The following is a 17797-nucleotide window of genomic DNA, read 5'->3' on the forward strand; positions in this document are numbered from 1 at the left end:
ACAGAAGCGGTGGGCACACTACGCTTTGCCCACCTTACGAAGCGGCCTCTTAACGCCTCCCCTTCCGCATCGTCGCAAGCACGATGTCGGCGGCGAGCACGCTCGGCGACTTGTTGCCGGTCGACATGATCGTGTCGAGCCGAGCGAAGGCCTCGACCTGTTGCTTCCGTGATGGCGTATCCGTCAGCACCTCGGTCAGCGCCTCGGAGAGCTTTTCCGGCGTGCAATCCTCCTGCAAAAACTCGGGGATCACCTCTTTGCCGATCACGAGATTGGCGAGGATCACGGAGGAGACGCGGACGGCGCGGCGCAGGATGAAGGCCTCGATCGCGCCGACGCGATAGGCCGTCACCATCGGAATGCCCGACAGCGCCAGCTCCAGCGTCACCGTGCCGGATTTCGCCAGTGCCGCGCGCGCGGTCCGGAACGCGGTACGCCGCTCGGCTTCGCCGACCACGATCTGCGGCTTGACCAGCCAGCTTGCGGTGCCCTCGCGCACCGTCGGTTCGAGATGCGACATGGTCGGCAGCACCAATTCGAAACGCTGGCCGCCGGCCTGCAACCGGCCGAGCGCCGCGCCGAACACGTCGAGATGATGCCTGATCTCGCTGCGGCGGCTGCCGGGCAAGACCAGCAGGATCGGCGGCTCGCCATCGCGGCGCTTCTGCTCCTCCGCATTCGGCCGCAGCGACGACAATTGCTCGATCAGGGGATGACCGACATAGCTGCACGGCGGGCCGCGGAGCTTGCGGTATTCCTCGGGCTCGAACGGCAGCAGGCCGAGCACGTGATCGACATAGGACAGCATGGCCCGTGCCCTGCCCGGCCGCCAGGCCCAGACCGAGGGCGAGACGTAGTCGACGATCGGGATCGCCGGATTGCTCGCGCGGACGCGGCGCGCGACGCGATGGGTGAAGTCGGGACTGTCGATGATGACGAGTGCGTCGGGCGCAGCTTCCGTCACGGCATCCGCGGTCTCGCGGATCAGCCGCAGGATTTTCGGCAGTTGCTGCACGACGGCGGCAAAACCGACGATCGACAGCTCCTCGATGGGGAAAAGGGAGACCAGCCCCTCGCGCGCCATGGTGCGGCCGCCGACGCCTTCGAACTGCACACCATCGCCGAGCCGCTGGCGCAGTACCTTCATGAGCGCGCTTCCCAAGCGGTCGCCGGATTCCTCCGTGGCGATCAGAAAGATCTTCCGCTTTGGATCTCGCACCGGCATCACGCTTGCAGGCCGATGACGAAGAGATAGTTGGCGTCGGCGCGCTCGATCATCGCCTGCGGCTCGGCGGCGATGGTGTTGCCCGCGATCACGGCGACGCCCGAAAGACCAGCGCTGGCGACACCTTCGACGGTGCGCGGGCCGATCGTCGGCAGATCGAAGCGCAAATCCTGTCCGCTCTTCGGCGCCTTGACCAGCACGCCGCGCCCGCGCGCCGCGCGGATGCGGCCCTCGCTGCGCAGCCGCGTCACGCGCTGGAGCAGCCCGTCGGTCCCCTCGATGTCCTCGACCGCGACCACATGGCCGTCGATCACGACCACGGCCTGGCCGATGTCGAACGGGCTCAGCGCAGCCAGCACCGCGCGGCCGCGCTCGATGTCACTCCTGGCGTTGTCTGCCGGCCAGGCGCGGGTGATGCAGCCCTCGGGCATCAGCAGATCGGGCGCGACGTCCTTGATCCCAACCATGCGAAAGCCGTCCTGCTCGAGCATGCGGCCGACGCCGGACAGAAGATGGTCGTCGCCGCCGCGAAACGCGCGGACGACATGCCCGAGGAGCCGGAGCGTCTTGAGATCGATGCGCACTTCCGACAGCGACGGCCGCATCAAGGTGCCGATGAAGATCAGGTCGCGGCAGCCCTCTTCGCGAAACAGCCGCATGGCACGGCCGAGCTGCCCGACCGAGATCCAGCGATGTCGGAATTTTTCCACCTGGACCGGATCGCAGGCGCCGCGCAGCGGAAACAGCACCGGCGCGATGCCACGCGCGGCGAGCGACTCCGCAACCGCAAACGGCATGGCGCCACCGCCGGCGATGACGCCGACCGGTGACGAAATCTCTGGAGCCGCCGATGTCATGCCTGCGGCCATCCCGTGACTATTGGCCGATCGCGGGAAGACAGAGCGGGCGATGCTTGGCCTTGCCGATGAAGTCGAGGATTTCGGCGATCGCGGGATCCTCAGCCGCAAGCGGCTGCACCGAGGCGAGCCGCTCGGCGAAAATGCCGGGGCCGTGGAACAGCTTTTGATAGAACGCGCGCACGCTCGCCAGCCGCTGCTTGGTGAACTTGCGCCGCTTCATGCCGATGATGTTGAGACCTTCGAGCACCGCATACTGGCCGTTGACGAGCCCGAACGGGATGATGTCGTCGCGCACGCCACAAACGCCACCGACCATGACCTGCGGGCCGATGCGGGTGAACTGGTGCACCGCAGACAACCCGCCGATGAAGACGAAGTCGCCGATCTCACAGTGACCTCCGAGCGTCGCCGAGGTCGCGAAGATTGCGTCGTTGCCGACGTGGCAGTCATGCCCGACATGGCTGCAGTTCATGAAATAGCCGCGGTCGCCGACCTCTGTGAGGCCGCCGCCAGCGACGGTGCCGGCATTCATGGTCACGGATTCGCGGATGGTGCAGCCTGAGCCAATCCGTAGCTTCGTCAGCTCGCCGCGATAGCTGAGCGACTGTGGCGGCGTGCCGAGCGAGGCGAACGGATAGATGGTGCAATCGTCGCCGATCGTCGTCTGTGCCGTGATGTGCACATGCCCGATCAACTTGCAATTTTTGCCGATCACGACGTTCGGGCCGATGATGCAGTAGGGCCCGATCTCTGTGCCCTCGCCGATCACGGCGCCGTCTTCCACGCGCGCGGTGGGATCAATCTTGCTCATTAAGAAGGTCTGGCTATCCGTTGAAGTCGCTCGGTTTTCCGGTGGTTAGCGCGACTTTGCGTGATCTGTCCAGTGACGTATCATCTCGGCTTGTTTCAAGTCCCAAAGGAGCGAGCCTCCTCGGCTCGTTAACGACTTCACACGGAGCTTGAAGAGACCGTGGTCAGGACCATAGCAATCCTGCTTTCGCAGTTGATGGCTGCGCCGATCGTATCTGAAATGGTCGAGATACGAGGACGCGGCCCCGTCGATCTCGCGGCGTTCGCGTGCCGCGATATCAACCGCAGTAGCGCGTCTGCTACGACGTCGCGCAAAATAATCTGATCGTCGCCGTCAACGGTACCTATGATCGCTATTGCGGCGTACCGCCCCACACCGTTGCGGCACTGATGGGCGCGCCGTCGATGGGCCAGTTCTTCAACCGGACGATCCGGCGACCGGCCTCCGGCGAACGCTATGACTGTCCGACGCAAAAGCCGGTGAAATAGCGCCGCTGGCCGGCTGGCCTCAGTCCGTCAGCATCGCGCCGACGTCGGCTTCGGCGACGACCTGGCCGTTGACCTTGGCGTCGCCGTGAAACCACCACATCGCCTTGCGACGGCCGATCGAGCGCATGTGATATTCGATGGTGTCGCCGGGCAGCACGGGCTTACGGAATTTGCACTTGTCGATGGTGAGGAAATACACCGCCCGTGGCTTCTCGGTGCCATCGACCGAGGTGATGCCGATCACGCCCGCGGTCTGCGCCATCGCCTCGATCATCATCACGCCTGGATAGACCGGCCGCTCGGGGAAATGCCCCTGGAAGGCCGGCTCGTTGAAGGTGACGTTCTTGACCCCGATGCCGCTATAGTCGGTGCGGATGTTGATCACCCGATCGATCAGCAGCATCGGAAAGCGGTGCGGAAGCGTACGCAGAATCGCGTTGATATCCACGAGCTCGAACCTGACCGGTGCTTCCTCCATCACTCCTGTCCCTCGTCCTTCGGATCGGCCTTGCTGTCGCGCACCAGACGCTCCACCGCGATAATCTCCTTGAACCACTGCTTGGTCGGCTTGGCAAAAAAGCCGCCCCAGCGTCCGCCTGCCGGGATGTCGTCCTTGACGCCGCTCATCGCGGTGACCTGAGCCCCATCGCCGATCTTGAGGTGATTGTTGATGCCAACCTTCGCTCCCAGCGCCACGTTGTCGCCGATCGTCAGGCTACCGGCGAGGCCGATCTGAGCTGCCAGCAGGCAGTTCCGGCCGATGGTCACATTGTGGCCGATCTGGACCTGGTTGTCGATTTTGGTCCCCTCGCCGATCACGGTGTCACGCAAGGACCCGCGATCGATCGTGGTGCCGGCGCCGACCTCGACGTCATTCTGGATCAGCACTCGTCCGGTCTGCGGGACCTTGAGATGGCCCTCGGGACCGAAAAAAACGAAGCCGTAGCCGTCCTGGCCGATCGAGCAGCCGGGGTGGATCAGCACGTTGTTGCCGATCAGGGCGCACTGGATCGCCGTGCGGGCGCCGACGTCGCAGTCCCGGCCGATCTTGACGCCGGGGCCGATCACCGCGCCTGCGCCGATCACGGTGCCGCTGCCGATCTCGACCTCGGGGCCGATCACGGCCAGCGGATCGACCACGACGCCGTCCTCCAGACGCGCCGTCGGATCGATGATCGCTGACGGCGCGATTCCGTCATTGCCGACCGAGGATTGCGGCCTGAGCGCATCGCCGTGCCATTCCCGGGAGATCCTGACGAAGGCGCGGAACGGCTGCGCCACGCGTAGCGCGGCGACGTGGGCCGGCACCTGCGCCTCGAAGCGCGGGCTGACGAGGCACGCGCCGGCCTTGGTCGCCTTGAGCTGGTCGACATATTTGAGGTTGTCGAAGAACGTCAGATGCATCGGGCCGGCTTCGTCAAGCGAAGCCAGGCCCGTGATGATATGGCCGGCCCGGGCCGGGTCGACCAGCTGCGCCTTCGTCAGCGTGGCGATATCAGCCAGCGCCGACGCAGGCGGCTTCTTGAAGAAGGACGGCTGCGCCATTCCACCCCGTCGAGGTCCGGCCGGAGATCCGCTTAGAACGACGTACCGCCGCCGAACCGGAACTGCTGCACGCGGTCATACGCACCCTTGGTCAGCGGGACCGCATAGTCGAAGCGCAGCGGTCCGAACGGAGACTGCCAGATCAGACCGACACCCACCGACGAGCGGACGACATTACCGTTGTCATACACCAATCCCGTACACGTTCCAGCCGTGGCCGGGTTGACCGTCGACGGCGTACAGTTCGAGTTCTTCGTCGTCGTCGTTTCGCCGGTAAGCGCCCAAGTCGTCGGGCCCTGGTAATCGTAAAGGCCGCCGGCGTCGGCATAGACCGCGCCCTTCAGACCCACTTCCTTGGGCAGGAACCAGAACGGCATCTGCAATTCGAGCGATGCGCCCCAGTACTTGGTGCCGCCAAGCGCGTCCTGCGTGCCGAACGGATTCAGGTCGCGCGGACCGATGCCGTTCGGCGCAAAACCGCGCACGAGGTTCGGACCCATCTGGAAGTGGTCGAGCATGCGCAGTTCGGTGCTGCCCCACTTGTTGAGGATACCGCCCTGCACGTGGACGAGGCCGACGAGATCGGACACCAGCGACTGGTAGTACTTCGCATCGACCGCAGTCTTCAGGTAGGAGACGTCGCCGCCGACGCCGGCGAAGTCCTGCTTGAAGTCGATCAGGAGGCCGTCGTTCGGGTTCTTGTTGTTGTCGAGCGTGTTGTAGTTCAGCGAGTAGCCGAGCGCCGAGGTCAGCGTCGCACCGTTCGCCAGCTCCTTGCGCACCGGCAGCGAAGCTTCGCCGTTCTGGTAGCACCCGAGGCCGTTGGTGGAGCTGAGATCGGGGACACCGCCATTTGCGGCGGAGAAGGCCGGGCTCGTATTCGCCGCGGTGCCCAACGTGTTGTTACAGTCCTGCAGATAGGACGGCAGCGTGATTTCCTGACGATAGACCGAGTACCGCAGCTGCAAGGCCAGATCTTCGCGCAGGCTGAAGCCGAGGCGCGGGCTGAAGCCCAGCGTCTTGGTGCCGTAGGAGATGTAGCTGTTGGACAGCTGCTGGCGCTGATAGAGGTCGAGGCCGAGCGCGACGCGGTAGTCGAGCAGGTACGGCTCGACGAAGGACAGCGAATAGCCGCGCGCATACTGCCCGTAGGTGACGGACGCCTTGGCGAATAGGCCTCGGCCGAGCAGGTTGCGCTCGGAGATCGAGACTTCGGCCAGCGCACCGTCGGTCGTGGAGTAGCCGCCCGACACCGAGAAGTCGCCGGTGGACTTTTCCTCGAGGTCGACGATCAGGACCACGCGGTCGCTGGACGAGCCGGGCTCGGTGGTGATCTTGACGTTCTTGAAGTAGTCGAGGTTCTTCAGGCGGCGCTCGGCGCGATCGACCAGCGCACGGTTATAGGCGTCGCCCTCGGAGAGGTCGAACTCGCGCCGGATCACATAGTCGCGCGTGCGGACGTTGCCGCGAATGTTGATGCGCTCGATATAGGTGCGCGGACCTTCGTCGACGTTGAACACGACCGACACGGTGTGCGCATCGAAATTGCGGTCGCCACCGGGCCGAACCACGGCGAAGGCAAAGCCGCGGCGCGAGGCCTCGATCTGCATTTCCTCGACCGACTTCTCGACTGCTTCGACGTTGTAGAGCGAACCGACGCTGACGCGCGAATAGGTGCGCAGCACGTTGGCATCGAAGTTCGGAATGCTCGTGCGGAAGTCGACCGAGCCGACGCGGTACTGCTGGCCTTCGTCAATCTTGAAGGTGACGAGGAATCCCTTCCTCTCCGGATCGTATTCGGTGATCGCGGCGACCACCTGCACGTCGGCGAAGCCGTGCTTGAGGTAGAAGCGGCGAATCAGGTCGCGGTCGGCCTCGACCCGGTCCGGATCATAGACGTCGGCACTGCCGAGGAAGCTCAGGAGATTCGTCTCGCGAGTCTTGATGACGTCCCTCAGGCGATAGCTCGAGTAGGCAACGTTGCCGACGAAGTCGATCGACTTGACGCCGGTCTTGGCGCCCTCCTCGACCGTGAAGACCAGATCGACGCGGTTGTTCGGCTGCTCGATGATCTCGGGCGTGACGTGCACGTCGTAGCGGCCGGAGCGGCGATAGATTTCGGCGATGCGCAGCGTGTCCGACTGCACCACGGCGCGAGAGAAGGTGCCGCGCGGCTTGGATTGGACTTCGGCGGTGAGCTGCTCGTCCTTGATCTTCTTGTTGCCCTCGAAGGCGACGCGGCCGATCACGGCGTTTTCGACCACCGAAACCACGATCCGGCCGCCGACGCGGTTGATCTTCACGTCCTGGAACAGACCGGTCTCGATCAGCGCCTTGAGGCCGTCGTCGATGGCCGCCTGGTCAAGGCGCCCGCCGGGGCCCGGCTTGAAATAAGAACGGATGGTCTCAACCTCGACACGGCGGTTCCCCTCCACCGAGATCGAATCCACGGTCTGGGCCGCAGCAGGCGAGGACACCAAAGCGGCCCCGACCGGGGCGAGCGCCGGCACGCCGAACATGATCAGGGCAGCGAGCAGGCCCCCCCGGACCTTCATACCAAACATCATGCGCAACGACGCCCTTATCATTCCAGTGCCAGACCCAACCCCAAGGCCCGGTCTGGGAGATTCCCCAAGTTTCATGCCGCTTGTAGCCAATTTCACCGACGCCGCAAACGGCCGAGCGCGTCGTGATTTCAATTTCAGTCCAAGACGTTGCCTAAGAGCAACGTCACAAAAAAGCCCGCTTCACGATGCCGCCAGATGGAGGATGTCGTTGTAGGTCGCGAACACCATCAACATCAGTACAAGCCCGAGCCCGATTCGGAACCCCATCTCCTGCGCGCGCTCCGACAAAGGCCGGCCCCGCACCGCTTCCACCGCATAGAACAAAAGGTGCCCGCCATCGAGCAGCGGAACCGGAAACAGGTTCAACAGCCCGATCGAGATCGACAGCACCGCGGCCAGATGCACCAGCGCCGCAAGCCCGATGGTCGCGACCTGCCCGGAGATCTGGGCGATTCGTAAGGGTCCGCCGACCTGATCAGCCGCCTCGCGGCCCGCAAACACCCCGCCGATATAGGCCAGCGTCCGGTCGATCACGAACCAGGTTTCCTTCACGCCCAGCCACAGCGCGGTGGCCGGATCGACCCGCTCGGTGACGGTATCACCGGCCGCCGTCTGCCGGGTGATTCCGAGCACGCCGAGCCGGTGCACGTTGCCGAACGGATCCTTCACCTCGCGCAGCTCCGGGGTCCCGGCCAGATCGACCAGGGAATCGCCCCGCTTCACGGTGAAGGTCAGCTTGTCGCCGGCATGCGTGCCGACGATTCGCTGCATGTCGGAGAAGCTTCCGATCTTGGTTCCGTCGATGGCGGTCACGACGTCGCCGACCTGGAAGCCGGCCGCCGCTGCGGCGCTGCCGGCCTCGATCTTGTCGACTCGCGCCGTCGTCGATGGCTTGCCGAAGAAGGTGAAAAGACAGGTGAAGATCACGATCGCGAGCAGGAAATTCGCGATCGGTCCAGCCGCGACGATCGCCGCCCTCGGGCCGACCTTCTTATGGTGGAAGCTGCCGGCGCGTTCTTCCGCCGACATCGCAGCCAGCGTCTCGGCCGACGGCGTCGAGGCCTCGGTGTCATCGCCGAAGAATTTCACATAGCCGCCGAGCGGGATCGCCGAGATCTTCCAGCGCGTGCCATGACGGTCGTTGAAGCCGACGAGCTCGGGGCCGAAGCCGAGCGAAAAGGTCAACACCCTCACGCCGGCCCAGCGCGCGACCAGGAAATGGCCGAGCTCATGGAAGAACACAACGATGGTCAGGACGAACAAAAAGGGGATCGCGTAGCCGATGAGCCCATGGCTCAACGTGCTGAAACTATGGACAAAAAACTCAGTCATCGATTTCCCTCACCCGCGGCCTCGCGGCCCCGGTCCCGAACCCTCTAGGTTGCCTTTAAGGCAATTTGAGGCAATAGGGTGGCCGCTCTATTTCGCGCAACATGGTCAACGGTGATCGCATCATCCGCGGAGGACAAGGGCGCCAGATTACCGCCCTTGATCCAGTCTTCGAGCGTCGCTTCGACCAGCCGCGCGATGGCGCCGAATCTGATCTTGCCGGCGATGAAGGCCGCGACCGCCACCTCGTTCGCTGCATTATATACAGTAGTCGCGCCCCGTCCGGTCCTTAACGAATCGTAAGCAAGCCGCAGTCCCGGGAAGCGTTCGAAATCCGGCGCCTCGAAGGTCAATTGCCCGATCTTGGCGAGGTCGAGCTTGGCGGCCGGTCCCTTGATGCGGTCGGGCCAGCCGAGGCAATGCGCGATCGGCGTGCGCATGTCGGGCGCGCCGAGCTGGGCAACGACCGAGCAGTCGGAGAATTCGACCATGCCGTGGATGATCGACTGCGGATGGACCAGCACGTCGATCTCGTCCGGCTTCAAGGCGAACAGATAGGACGCCTCGATCACCTCGAGGCCCTTGTTCATCATCGAGGCGGAGTCGATCGTGATCTTCTGGCCCATGCTCCAGTTCGGATGCTTGAGCGCCTGGGCGAGCGTCGCCTGCTCGATGTCGTTGCTCTTCCAGGTGCGGAACGGGCCGCCCGAGGCGGTGATGATGACGCGCACGAGCTCGTCACGATTGCCCGAGCTCAGCGCCTGGAACAGCGCGTTGTGCTCGGAATCGGCAGGCAGAATGCACGCACCCGCCTTGGCGGCGCGCTGCATGAAGAAATCGCCGGCGCAGACGAGGCATTCCTTGTTGGCGAGCGCGACATGGGCGCCGCGATCGACCGCGGCGAGCGCGGGCTTCAGTCCGGCCGCACCGCTCACCGCCGCCATCACCCAGTCGGCCGGCCGCGCACCGGCCTCGATGACCGCGCTCTCGCCGGCGCCGCATTCGGTCTTGGTGCCGGCGAGCGCGTCCTTGAGCTCGGCAAATTTCGAGACGTCCGCGATGGCGACGAAGCGCGCGGAAAACTCCTTCGCAAGCTTTGCAAGCGCCTCGACGTTGCCGTTGGCGGTCAGCGCCTCGACGCGATAGCGCCCGGGCGAAGCACGCAACAGATCCATCGTGCTGTCGCCGATCGAGCCGGTGGCACCGAGGACGGTGACGCTGCGCACCGCAGATGCCGCGGGCTTGTTGTTACGCAAAGGGACTGGGCTCATTGTTTCACCAAACCATAAGACCGCTTCCAGCGCTATGCACACCATGGCGCAGGTAGCCGAAAATCCAGGCCACCAGAATGGCTGCGATGAAGCCGTCCAGACGGTCCATCAGCCCCCCATGGCCGGGGATTAAGTGACTGGAATCCTTGACGCCGAACCGGCGCTTGACCGCGGATTCGAAGAGGTCGCCGGCTTGGGAGACCACCGACAAAATGGCGCTGAGGGCAAGCAGCGGAACCGCCTTGCCGAACCCGGAGGCGGCAAAACCGCCTGCGACCGCCAGGCTCGCGACGAAGCCGCCGAACGCGCCGGCCCAGGTCTTCTTGGGGCTTACGCGCGGCCACAATTTTGGACCGCCGATGCCCCGGCCCGCAAAATAGCCACCGATGTCGGTCGCCCACACCACAAGCAGCACGAACATCAGTGCGACGAATCCGTTCACCGGATCCTGCCGCACCAGGATCGAGGCGAGCAGCGCAGCCACCGCATAGGCGAAGCCGGTCCCTGCCCAGACAAACTTGTCTTTCGCCAGCAGCATGATCACGACGCCGCCGACGACGCCAATCACGACGGCAGCCTTGAGCGCCCCGAAGGCGACACAGAATCCCATGATGGCGAGAACGATCGTCCCGCACGCTGTCAGGACAACGCGCCCTGCCCCGACCACCGTCAGCCATTCGACGAACAACCCGATCGAGACGAGCGTAACCAGGAACGCCCAGAGCCAACCGCCGGCATAGGCGAGCGCGATCGCAAGCGGCGCCAGCACGAGGGCAGCGAGGACACGCATCATCAGGTTGCTTGAAGCCGGCGTTGAGCCCGCCGGCGCGGCGTCGTTTTCGGTCACGAGGCGGTTTTCGCGACCAGGCCGCCGAAACGGCGCTCGCGTCTGGCAAATTCGGCGATCGCGCCTTCGAGCGCGGCCTTGTCGAAATCCGGCCAATGGATCGGCACGAACACCAGTTCGCTATAGGCCGCCTGCCACATCAGAAAATTGGACAGGCGCTGCTCCCCGGAGGTGCGGATGATGAGATCGGGATCGGGAATCTCGGGTGCGTCGAGATAGTGCCCGAGCGTTTCGGCATCGATCGAGGCCGGATCGCGCTTGCCCTCGGCGACTTCGCGCGCGAGCTTTTGCGCCGCCTTCGCGATCTCCTGCCGCGAGCCGTAGTTGAACGCGACGATGAGGGTGAGACGGGTGTTGTTGCGCGTCAGCTCCTCGGCCTCGTTCAGAAGGGCGCAGATGTCGCCTTCGAGGCCGTCGCGCTCGCCGATGATGCGCACCTTGACGCCATCGCGGTGCAGGCTCGCGAGATCGTTGCGGATGAAGCGGCGCAACAGGCCGAAGAGATCGCCGATCTCGCTCGCCGGACGCGACCAGTTCTCCGAGCTGAAGGAGAAGATGGTGAGATAGCGGATGCCGAGCTCATGCGAGGCACGGACGACGCGGCGCAACGCTTCCACGCCGCGGCGGTGGCCCTCGGCGCGCGGCAGGCCACGGGCAGCCGCCCAGCGCCCGTTGCCATCCATGATGATGGCGACATGCGCGGGCGCCTCGGACCTTTCCGGTCCTTCCGTGACGGGCGCGGCGGCGTTGGACATGAAGGCGATGCCTTAGACGGTGAGAATTTCTTTTTCCTTGGCTGCCAGCAGCTGGTCGATCTCGGTGATCGTGCCGTCGGTCGCCTTCTGCACCTCGTCGGCATGACGCTTCTGGTCGTCCTCCGACATCTCGTGATTCTTCTCGAGCTTCTTGAGGACGTCGAGACCGTCGCGGCGGACGTGGCGCGCGGCGACCTTGGCGGCTTCCGCGTATTTGTGCGCGACCTTCACCAGCTCCTTGCGCCGCTCTTCGTTCAGCTCGGGGATGCGCAGGCGCAGCACCTGGCCCTCGGTGGCGGGCGACAGGCCGAGGTTGGAATCGACGATCGCCTTCTCCACCGGCTTGACCATCGACTTGTCCCAGACCTGCACCGAGATCAGCCGCGGCTCCGGCACGCTGACGGTGGCGAGCTGGTTGAGCGGCATGTGGCTGCCATAGGCCTCGACCTGCACCGGATCGAGCATCGAGGCGGAGGCGCGCCCGGTGCGCAGGCCCCCGAGCTCGTGCTTGAGGGACTGGACGGCGCCCTGCATGCGGCGCTTCAATTCGTTGAGGTCGAAATTACCCGTGGCCATCACGCTCTCCCTTCAAATACTTGGCCGGGCGCGCGAGCTGCGCCCGGCGGCCGTCAGCCGGCGACGATCGTCCCGTGGCCGGTGCCGCGCAGAATAGCGCCGATCGAGCCCGGCTCAGCGATCGAGAATACGATGATAGGCAGCGACGTCTCGCGGGCAAGCGCGAAGGCGGTCGCATCCATCACCTTGTAGCCGCCCTCGATCGCCTGCGAATGGGTCAGCCGGTCGAAGCGCTTGGCGGCCGGATCCTTCTTGGGATCAGCCGAGTAGACGCCATCGACATTGGTCGCCTTGAGGACGGCCTCGGCGCCGATCTCGGCGGCGCGTAGCACCGCCGTCGTATCGGTCGTGAAAAACGGATTGCCGGTTCCGCCGCCGAGCAGCACGATTCGGCCCTCGGCGAGGTATTTGTGCGCCGCGGCGCGGGTGAACAGCTCGGAGATCTCGGGCATGACGAAGGCCGACAGGGTGCGCGCCGGCGTGCCCTTGCGCTCGATCGCCGCTTCCACCGCGAGGCAGTTCATCACGGTGGCGAGCATGCCCATGGTATCGCCGGTCGGGCGCGACACGCCGCGGGAGGACACCTCGACCCCGCGGACGATATTGCCGCCACCGATCACCACCGCGACCTCGGCACCGAGACGGCGCGCGGCGATCAGATCGTCGGCAACCCGGTCAACCGTCGGCTGGTCGATCCCAAAACCCTGCTGTCCGGCGAGATATTCGCCGGACAGCTTGATCACCACGCGACGATAGACCGGATCAGTCATGAGCACTTTCCTTCTCCGGGCGCCGCTTCCGGCGGCACGCCGGAAGGAAACGTCCCGGCGCTTACTTCTTGCCGCTGGCGGCCGCGACTTCCGCCGCGAAGTCGCTTTCCTGCTTCTCGATTCCCTCACCGAGAGCATAGCGCACAAAGCCGGCGATCTTCACGGGTCCCCCGACCTTGCCCTCAGCTTCCTTCACCGCCTGCGCCACCGACTTGCCGGTGTCGTGGATGAAGGCCTGCTCGAGCAGGCAGACTTCCTTGTAGTAGGTCTTCAGGCCGGACTCGACGATCTTCTCGATCACGTTCTCCGGCTTGCCCTGCTGGCGGTACTTGTCGGCGAGCACGTCCTTCTCGCGCTTGACGACCGCCGGATCGAGACCGGCCGGTTCGAGCGCGAGCGGATTGGCGGCCGCGACATGCATCGCGAGCTGGCGGCCGAGCGCTGCCAGCTCATCGGCCTTGCCGGGCGATTCGAGGGCGACGATGACGCCCATCTTGCCGGCACCATCGATGACGGCACCATGGACGTAGCTCGACACCACGCCCTGCTGCACTTCGAGCGCAGCGGCGCGGCGCAGCGTCATGTTCTCGCCGATGGTGGCGATCGCGTCGTTGATCGCAGCTTCGATCGTGACGTCGCCGACCTTGGTGGCCTTGATCTTCTCGACATCGGCGCCGGCGTCGAATGCGACCTGGGCGATCATCTTGACGAGGCCCTGGAACTGGCCGTTGCGCGCAACGAAGTCGGTCTCGGAGTTGACCTCGACCACGACGCCCTTGGTGCCCTTGGTGAGCGCGCCGATCAGGCCCTCGGCCGCGACACGGCCGGACTTCTTGGCGGCCTTCGACAGGCCCTTCTTGCGGAGCCAATCCTGCGCCGCTTCCATGTTGCCGTCGTTTTCGGTGAGCGCGGCCTTGCAGTCCATCATGCCTGCGCCGGTCGACTCGCGCAGATCCTTGACCATCGCAGCTGTGATCGTAGCCATCGTTGAAAATCCTTCTTGCCTGCCGGTTGACCCGCGGCGCGGCGCTGTCTCGCCCCACCGCGGTCCATCACAGGACGTCGCGTCAATTGAAATGGCGGCCGGAATGATCCGGCCACCCCTCGACTGTTATTCCGCTTCCGCGGTGAGCGCCTTGGCCTTGGCCACCCAGGCATCCGCACGGCTGGGCAGACCGACCTCTTCGCCGATCTTGTGCGCGGTGGCGTGATCGAGCTCGGCGAGCTGCCAGTAGTGGAAGATGCCGAGGTCGTTGAACTTCTTCTCGATCGCACCCGACACGCCCGGAAGCTTCTTGAGATCGTCGGCGGTGCCGCGCGGACCTGCAAGGCCCTGGAAACCGCTGGTGGACGGAAGCTCTTCAGCAGCCGGCTTGACCGAAGCGCCGATATCGATGCCCGCATCGCCCTGGGCGCGCGAGATGCCGTCGATCGCCGCACGCGCAATCAGGTCGCAATAGAGCGAGATCGCACGGCCCGCGTCGTCATTGCCTGGCACCACATAGGTGATGCCCTTGGGATCCGAGTTGGTGTCGACGATCGCCGCGACCGGGATGTTGAGCCGCTGGGCTTCCTGGATCGCGATGTCTTCCTTGTTGGTGTCGATCACGAAGATCATGTCGGGCAGGCCGCCCATGTCCTTGATGCCACCGAGCGAGCGGTCGAGCTTGTCGCGCTCGCGCTGGAGCGTCAGGCGCTCCTTCTTGGTGTAGGAGTTGGCTTCACCGCCGGACAGCACCTCGTCGAGATGACGCAGGCGCTTGATCGAGGCCGAGATCGTCTTCCAGTTGGTCAGCGTGCCGCCGAGCCAGCGCGAATTGACGAAGTACTGCGCGCAGCGCTTGGCAGCGTCGGCAACGCCGTCCTGCGCCTGGCGTTTGGTGCCGACGAACAGGATGCGGCCGCCCTTGGCAACGGTGTCACTGACCGCCTGAAGGGCGGTATGCAACATCGGAACGGTCTGCGCGAGGTCGACGATGTGGATGTTGTTGCGGCTGCCGAAAATGAACGGTGCCATTTTCGGATTCCAGCGGTGGGATTGGTGACCAAAGTGCACGCCAGCTTCGAGCAGCTGACGCATAGTGAAATCGGGTAGCGCCATAGTGATAATTCTCCGGTTGGTTCCTCCGGAAACGTGTGAGCAAGACGGAGCGTTCTCGCCCCGGCTGCCACCGGACGGCCTTTTGAGCCATGTTTCCGTGTGAGATGGCGCGCTATATAGCGCGATTTCGGCCAGAAGCAAGGAAATAAGGGCCTTTGGAGGGCGTTTTGGCGCCCAGCCCCAGGCCCATTTTTCCGTAGTTCCACGCCCCTCCCTAGCACTTTGGCTGGTTCGGGGGGCATTTCTTCGCGGCAGCCGGTGCCGGGCGCGGCGGCGGCGGTGCGGCCGGACGCGGCGGCGGAGCAACCGCCACCCGCGGTGGCGGGGGCGGGGCCGGCCTCGCAGCCGGCGGCGGAGCTGGCCGGGCCGCAGCGACGGGCGGAGGCGCGGCGCGCGGGGGCGGCGGTGCGGCGACTCGCGGCGGAGCCGAAGGTACCGGTTTCGCGATGGCTTGCGGGCGCGGCGGCGGCGCGGCCGGCTTGGCCGCCTGCGGCGGCGGGGTGATCACCCGCTGATTCTGCGGCTTCAACGACTCGCGACCCGTAGGCTGCACCGCAGTGATGGCAGGCTTGCCGCCCGCCCCCGCCGCGGATGGCGGCGTGGTGCCCTGCTGAGGGATGGTCGACTTCGCGCGGCTATCCGGGGCGGTCGTCGCCGGGGTCCCGGCGACAGGCGGCTTTTGGCCCGGCGCTATGGCCGCATGTCCGGCCGGCGTCGTTGTGGTTGTGGACGGAGCCGTTGCGGTCGCCGCATTCGGATGGCCTGCTGGCGTGCCATTGGCCGGCGCGGTCGCAGTCGGTGCGAGCCTGCCATTCGGCGTCAGGGCAGCCGAGGGCGCCGGCCCGGTCGCGGCGGGTGCCGGCGGGGTCCCATGGGTGCCGGGGACCGGCAGCGTATTGGCCTCGGGCAGCCTGGTCGGCGGCGCGGCGGCGGTCGGCGCGACATTCGCGGGCGTCGCAGCCGGTGTCACCGGCCTTGCCGTGGGCGTGATGGTCGCACTCTGCGGCATCGGCAGCTTGCCCTGCTGGATCAAGGCGGCGCGCTGCGCAACGGCCTGCGGCACGGCTGGTCCCGCCGGCGTGGCGCGGCCGGCGACGGCCGGCGCGAGGCTGCCGGGCGCGAGGCCCGCCGCGGTCGCGGGCGGCCGGTTGATGACGTTGTTGATCACCGTGGTGTTGTGGATGTTCTGGTAGATGATGTTGTTCGGCGGCGGCGCGACATAGATCGGCGGCCGGACGAACACCGGGATCGGCACAAACAGCGGCTGCGGCAGCACGAACAGTCCGACCACCGGCAGCGGCGGCGGCAGCACGATGAAATCCGGTGGCGGCGGCGGCAGATAATAGACCGGCGGCGGCGGTGGCGGCACGAAGCCGAACACGGGATCGCTGAACACGAGGACGGGCCGGTCGACATAGACGATCTCTTCCGGTGGCGGCGGCGGCACGTCGTAATCCATCATGGCAAAGCTCGGCGGCGGCTCGAGCGGCGCGGTCAGGATCGCAAGCCTGCGCCGTGCGTCGCCCGCATGCGGCCCGCGCGGATAGCGGCGCAGATAGGACCAGTAGGCGTCCGGCGTGTCGGCGCGATAGGTCCGCCGCCAGGTGATCGCCTCGCGGCGCGCCGCGACGATCGCCATCACGCGCTTGGCCATGGGATCGCCGGGATACGCGGCGAGGAATTCCTCATAGGCCGGCAGCGTGTCGCGCTCGAGCGCGGCCGCATAGGCGTCCTGCACGCCGAGATCGCGGATCGGCTTGTTGCGAATCGCGGCAACCTGATCGGGCGCCGCCTGCGGCGGCGGCGCGTCGGGCCCCCGCTCGAAGAACGAGAACTGCGCGCTGATCTTCTGATCGTCCCAGGGCACCTGCGCGCCCTTGCTGGCGTCGTTGACGCGCAGGCGTACGCGGTCGAAGACCTCCGGCAGCAACAGGCCCCCGGTGCGGATCATCTCGGCGAGCGATTGGGCGTAGACGCCGTAGGGCCCCGGCTCTTCCGGCGCCACGGTGCCGGGCGCGGCGTTGTAGGCGATCAGCATGTTCGCATCGGGCTCGACCAGCGCGAGCCCGCTTGCGATCGGCTGGCCGCCCTCGATGAAGGGCTGCGCCCGGGCCGCATCGAGCACGACGATGTTCGCCTTCAGCGGCAGCGCGGCGAGCTGGCGGACGTAGTCGCTGATGCGCAGCGCCTCGGTCGGAACGTCGGTATCGCGCGCGATGTTGGAATCGACCGGGATGAAGTAGTTCTCGCCGGCGAGCTGCACGCCATAGCCGGCAAGATAGATCATCGCGACCGTGCCGGGTCCCGATGTCTGGGCCTTCTGGAGAAAATCGCGAAAGCTCTTGCGCAGCGTGTCGCCGTCGAGGTCGCGGGCGCCGACCACATCGAAGCCGGCGGCCTGGAGCGTCTGCGCGATCAGGCCGGCATCATTGGCGGTCGTTGCCAGCGGCGACTTGGCGTAGGCACCGTTGCCGACCACCAGCGCGATGCGCTTCTCCTGCTGCTGGGCATAGGCGGGGTCGAGCAGTCCGCCTGCCGCGAGCAGCAGGCTCGGAAGCAGCAGACCGAGGAAAGATCCAAGGAAAGATTGTCGTGTCCCACGCATGGCTTTCTCGCCCGCTATTGTTGTTGAGCTTGCCACCGCACATGAGA

At 65.7% G+C, this 17797-nt stretch carries 16 protein-coding genes; 1 reads left to right on the forward strand and 15 read right to left on the reverse strand.

The features are described from left to right. Positions 1 to 49 precede the first annotated feature (49 nt). The 3 genes from lpxB to lpxA are packed head-to-tail and all read right to left on the reverse strand — an operon-like array spanning position 50 to position 2896. Positions 50 to 1228, reverse strand: coding sequence for a lipid-A-disaccharide synthase (gene lpxB, locus NLM33_RS07820; RefSeq protein WP_254095518.1), 1179 nt, complete (start codon positions 1226 to 1228; stop codon positions 50 to 52). Next, a complete protein-coding gene (locus NLM33_RS07825) occupies positions 1225 to 2082 on the reverse strand; it encodes an LpxI family protein (RefSeq protein ID WP_254095519.1) in 858 nt (285 codons plus the stop codon). The genes lpxB and NLM33_RS07825 overlap by 4 nt, the downstream gene beginning before the upstream one ends. A 19-nt stretch (positions 2083 to 2101) precedes the next feature. Continuing rightward, entirely contained in the window at positions 2102 to 2896 is a 795-nt protein-coding gene (lpxA, locus tag NLM33_RS07830) for an acyl-ACP--UDP-N-acetylglucosamine O-acyltransferase (RefSeq protein ID WP_254095520.1), read from the reverse strand. Positions 2897 to 3219: 323 nt separating this feature from the next. Here lpxA and NLM33_RS49575 point away from each other — a divergent pair, with 323 nt between their 5' ends. Next, entirely contained in the window at positions 3220 to 3384 is a 165-nt protein-coding gene (locus NLM33_RS49575; protein WP_371930107.1) for a KTSC domain-containing protein, read from the forward strand. A gap of 19 nt (positions 3385 to 3403) precedes the next feature. On the opposite strand, the gene fabZ is transcribed toward NLM33_RS49575, so the two are convergent. The 12 genes from fabZ to NLM33_RS07895 all read right to left on the reverse strand — a co-directional run bounded on the left by fabZ (position 3404) and on the right by NLM33_RS07895 (position 17750). After that, positions 3404 to 3862: a 3-hydroxyacyl-ACP dehydratase FabZ gene (gene fabZ, locus NLM33_RS07840; RefSeq protein WP_254095521.1), complete on the reverse strand. Its 459-nt coding sequence runs from the start codon at positions 3860 to 3862 to the stop codon at positions 3404 to 3406. Next, the gene (gene lpxD / locus NLM33_RS07845; protein WP_254095522.1) at positions 3862 to 4929 is read right to left on the reverse strand and encodes a UDP-3-O-(3-hydroxymyristoyl)glucosamine N-acyltransferase; all 1068 of its coding nucleotides are present in this window, start codon (positions 4927 to 4929) and stop codon (positions 3862 to 3864) included. The genes fabZ and lpxD overlap by 1 nt, the downstream gene beginning before the upstream one ends. 32 nt (positions 4930 to 4961) lie before the next feature. Further along, positions 4962 to 7496, reverse strand: coding sequence for an outer membrane protein assembly factor BamA (gene bamA, locus NLM33_RS07850; protein WP_254095523.1), 2535 nt, complete (start codon positions 7494 to 7496; stop codon positions 4962 to 4964). Positions 7497 to 7676: 180 nt separating this feature from the next. Further along, a complete protein-coding gene (locus tag NLM33_RS07855) occupies positions 7677 to 8828 on the reverse strand; it encodes an RIP metalloprotease (protein ID WP_254095524.1) in 1152 nt (383 codons plus the stop codon). A 44-nt stretch (positions 8829 to 8872) separates the two neighbouring features. After that, positions 8873 to 10096 carry a 1-deoxy-D-xylulose-5-phosphate reductoisomerase gene (dxr, locus tag NLM33_RS07860; RefSeq protein WP_254095525.1) on the reverse strand — a complete coding sequence of 408 codons (1224 nt, stop codon included), beginning with the start codon at positions 10094 to 10096 and terminating at the stop codon, positions 8873 to 8875. Positions 10097 to 10100: 4 nt separating this feature from the next. Continuing rightward, positions 10101 to 10943: a phosphatidate cytidylyltransferase gene (locus NLM33_RS07865; RefSeq protein ID WP_254095526.1), complete on the reverse strand. Its 843-nt coding sequence runs from the start codon at positions 10941 to 10943 to the stop codon at positions 10101 to 10103. Further along, positions 10940 to 11698 carry an isoprenyl transferase gene (locus NLM33_RS07870; RefSeq protein ID WP_254095527.1) on the reverse strand — a complete coding sequence of 253 codons (759 nt, stop codon included), beginning with the start codon at positions 11696 to 11698 and terminating at the stop codon, positions 10940 to 10942. Before NLM33_RS07870 ends, NLM33_RS07865 begins: the two co-directional genes overlap by 4 nt. Positions 11699 to 11710: 12 nt before the next feature. After that, entirely contained in the window at positions 11711 to 12274 is a 564-nt protein-coding gene (frr, locus tag NLM33_RS07875) for a ribosome recycling factor (RefSeq protein WP_254095528.1), read from the reverse strand. 53 nt (positions 12275 to 12327) lie between these two features. Then, positions 12328 to 13044 (reverse strand): UMP kinase, encoded by a 717-nt coding sequence (gene pyrH, locus NLM33_RS07880; RefSeq protein WP_254095529.1) that lies wholly within the window; start codon positions 13042 to 13044, stop codon positions 12328 to 12330. Positions 13045 to 13105: 61 nt separating this feature from the next. Continuing rightward, on the reverse strand, positions 13106 to 14029 hold the full coding sequence (gene tsf, locus NLM33_RS07885) for a translation elongation factor Ts (protein WP_254095530.1): 924 nt from the start codon (positions 14027 to 14029) through the stop codon (positions 13106 to 13108). A gap of 126 nt (positions 14030 to 14155) precedes the next feature. Beyond that, positions 14156 to 15145, reverse strand: a complete 990-nt coding sequence (locus NLM33_RS07890) for a 30S ribosomal protein S2 (RefSeq protein WP_254095531.1) — start codon at positions 15143 to 15145, stop codon at positions 14156 to 14158. A 214-nt stretch (positions 15146 to 15359) separates the two neighbouring features. Further along, positions 15360 to 17750 (reverse strand): caspase family protein, encoded by a 2391-nt coding sequence (locus NLM33_RS07895; protein WP_254095532.1) that lies wholly within the window; start codon positions 17748 to 17750, stop codon positions 15360 to 15362. Positions 17751 to 17797 lie beyond the last annotated feature (47 nt).

Source organism: Bradyrhizobium sp. CCGUVB1N3, assembly GCF_024199925.1.
Lineage (GTDB): Bacteria > Pseudomonadota > Alphaproteobacteria > Rhizobiales > Xanthobacteraceae > Bradyrhizobium.

Bases quoted from the DNA above. Each gene is read 5' to 3' on its own strand.
- frr (WP_254095528.1), bottom strand. From the start codon at position 12,274: ATGGCCACGGGTAATTTCGACCTCAACGAATTGAAGCGCCGCATGCAG.
- NLM33_RS07825 (WP_254095519.1), bottom strand. From the start codon at position 2,082: ATGACATCGGCGGCTCCAGAGATTTCGTCACCGGTCGGCGTCATCGCC.
- tsf (WP_254095530.1), bottom strand. From the start codon at position 14,029: ATGGCTACGATCACAGCTGCGATGGTCAAGGATCTGCGCGAGTCGACC.
- pyrH (WP_254095529.1), bottom strand. From the start codon at position 13,044: ATGACTGATCCGGTCTATCGTCGCGTGGTGATCAAGCTGTCCGGCGAA.
- lpxD (WP_254095522.1), bottom strand. From the start codon at position 4,929: ATGGCGCAGCCGTCCTTCTTCAAGAAGCCGCCTGCGTCGGCGCTGGCT.
- lpxA (WP_254095520.1), bottom strand. From the start codon at position 2,896: ATGAGCAAGATTGATCCCACCGCGCGCGTGGAAGACGGCGCCGTGATC.
- NLM33_RS07895 (WP_254095532.1), bottom strand. From the start codon at position 17,750: ATGCGTGGGACACGACAATCTTTCCTTGGATCTTTCCTCGGTCTGCTG.
- NLM33_RS07855 (WP_254095524.1), bottom strand. From the start codon at position 8,828: ATGACTGAGTTTTTTGTCCATAGTTTCAGCACGTTGAGCCATGGGCTC.
- bamA (WP_254095523.1), bottom strand. From the start codon at position 7,496: ATGATGTTTGGTATGAAGGTCCGGGGGGGCCTGCTCGCTGCCCTGATC.
- fabZ (WP_254095521.1), bottom strand. From the start codon at position 3,862: ATGGAGGAAGCACCGGTCAGGTTCGAGCTCGTGGATATCAACGCGATT.
- NLM33_RS07870 (WP_254095527.1), bottom strand. From the start codon at position 11,698: ATGTCCAACGCCGCCGCGCCCGTCACGGAAGGACCGGAAAGGTCCGAG.
- dxr (WP_254095525.1), bottom strand. From the start codon at position 10,096: ATGAGCCCAGTCCCTTTGCGTAACAACAAGCCCGCGGCATCTGCGGTG.
- NLM33_RS07890 (WP_254095531.1), bottom strand. From the start codon at position 15,145: ATGGCGCTACCCGATTTCACTATGCGTCAGCTGCTCGAAGCTGGCGTG.